This window comes from Mesorhizobium sp. M7A.F.Ca.CA.004.04.2.1, from assembly GCF_004022825.1.
Classification (GTDB): domain Bacteria; phylum Pseudomonadota; class Alphaproteobacteria; order Rhizobiales; family Rhizobiaceae; genus Mesorhizobium.
Map to the genome: position 1 here is coordinate 1 of NZ_RZPH01001052.1, position 2007 is coordinate 2007.

General features: G+C 65.0%; 1 protein-coding gene. It reads right to left on the bottom strand.

All coding sequences use genetic code 11. From position 1 onward, the window contains the following. Positions 1 to 2007, bottom strand: a 2007-nt coding sequence (locus tag EN893_RS31125) for an indolepyruvate ferredoxin oxidoreductase family protein (protein WP_128362059.1), incomplete at both ends; no start/stop codon positions are given.

Genomic DNA, 2007 nt, shown 5'->3' on the forward strand with positions numbered 1-2007 from the left:
GGCCGCGCGGATCGCCTTCTTCAGGCGGCCTATCGGCAACGAGAAATCCGCCGAGCGGGCAAATTCGCCAGGCATGATCTCGGCGGTGTTGGCGACGAAGATGGTGTGGCCCTCGCGCACTGCGGTCAGCACCTTCTTGGCGCCCGAAACGACGAGATCGCAGCCAAGCACCAGATCGGCCTTGCCGGCCGAGACGCGGATGGCATGGATGTCGTCCGGCGTGCGGGCGATGCGGACATGCGTGAACACCGAGCCACCCTTCTGGGCGAGGCCGGCCATGTCGATCATGCCGCAGCCTTTGTCCTCGAGATGCGCCGCCATGCCGAGCACCGCACCGACGGTGACGACGCCGGTGCCGCCGACGCCGTCGATGATCGCCGCCCAGCCCTGCTCGCCAAGCGGGAATTGCGCCGGCACGGGCACGCCTTCCAGCGGATCGGCCTTGCCGGCAAGGCCCTCGGCCTTGCGGATCTTGGCGCCGTGCACAGTGACGAAGGAGGGGCAGAAGCCGTTGACGCAGGAGAAATCCTTGTTGCAGCTCGACTGGTCGATCTTGCGCTTGCGGCCGAATTCGGTCTCGACCGGCTGGATCGAGACGCAGTTCGACTGCACGCCGCAATCGCCGCAGCCCTCGCAGACCAGCTCGTTGATGAAGACCCGCTTGTCGGGATCGGGGAAGGTGCCGCGCTTGCGGCGGCGGCGTTTTTCGGCGGCGCAGGTCTGGTCGTAGAGCAGCACGGAGACGCCTTTGACATCGCGCAGCTCGCGCTGGACGAGATCGAGGTCGTCGCGGTGATGGATGGTGGCGCCGGCCGGGAATTCGGCCTTGCCGGCATATTTGCCGGGCTCATCTGTGACGATGGCGATTCGGTCGACGCCTTCGGCGCGCACCTGCCTGGCGATCATGTCGACGGTCAGGCCGCCTTCGTGCGGCTGGCCGCCGGTCATGGCGACGGCGTCATTGTAGAGTATCTTGTAGGTGATGTTGGCATCGCTCGACAGCGCGAAGCGGATCGCCAGCGTACCGGAATGGTTGTAGGTGCCATCGCCGAGATTCTGGAAGATGTGCTCGCGCTTGGAGAACGGCGCCTGGCCGACCCATTGCGCGCCCTCGCCGCCCATGGCCGTGAAACCGACGGTGTTGCGGTCCATCCACAGCGCCATGAAGTGGCAGCCGATGCCGGCCGCGGCGATAGAGCCGTCCGGCACCTTGGTGGACGAATTATGCGGGCAACCGGAACAGAAGAACGGTGTGCGCGAGCCGATGTCGGTGGCCTCGGTGAGCATTGCCTGGAACTGGCGCAGCTTCGCCACCCGCGCCGAAATCTCTTCGGACGGGCCGATGGTCCTGACGATCCTCTCGCCAAGCGCAATGGCGATCTCGTTGGGATCGAGCGCGCCCTTGGCCGGAAACAGCCAGTCGCCGCGCTCGTCCTTCTTGCCGATAATGACCGGTTGGGTGGCAGTGCCATAAAGGCTTTCGCGCAGCTGCACTTCGATCAGCGAGCGCTTCTCCTCGACGACGACAATGGTGTCGAGGCCGCGGGCGAAATCGGCGATGTGATGCAGGTCGAGCGGCCAGGGGCAGCCGACCTTGAACAGCCGCACGCCGATGCGGTTGGCGGCCGCCTCGTCGATGCCGATGTCCTCCAGCGCCTGACGGACATCGAGATAGCTCTTGCCCAGCGTGATGATGCCGATCTTCGGGTTGCGGCCGCCCGAATAGACGATGCGGTTCAGCCCGTTGGCAAGGATGAAGGCGGAAGCCGCGGCGCGCTTGTGCTCATGCAGCCGCTCCTCCTGACCGAGCATATCGATCTCGTGGCGAATGTTGAGACCGCCTGATGGCATGTCGAAATCCGGCACGACGATGTTCAGCCGCTCGAGCGAGGCATCGACCGAGGCCGTCGATTCGATGTTGTCCTTGACGCATTTGATCGCCGCCCAGGTACCGGCAAAGCGCGACATGGCAAAGCCGTAGAGCCCGTAATCGATGATCTCCTGGAC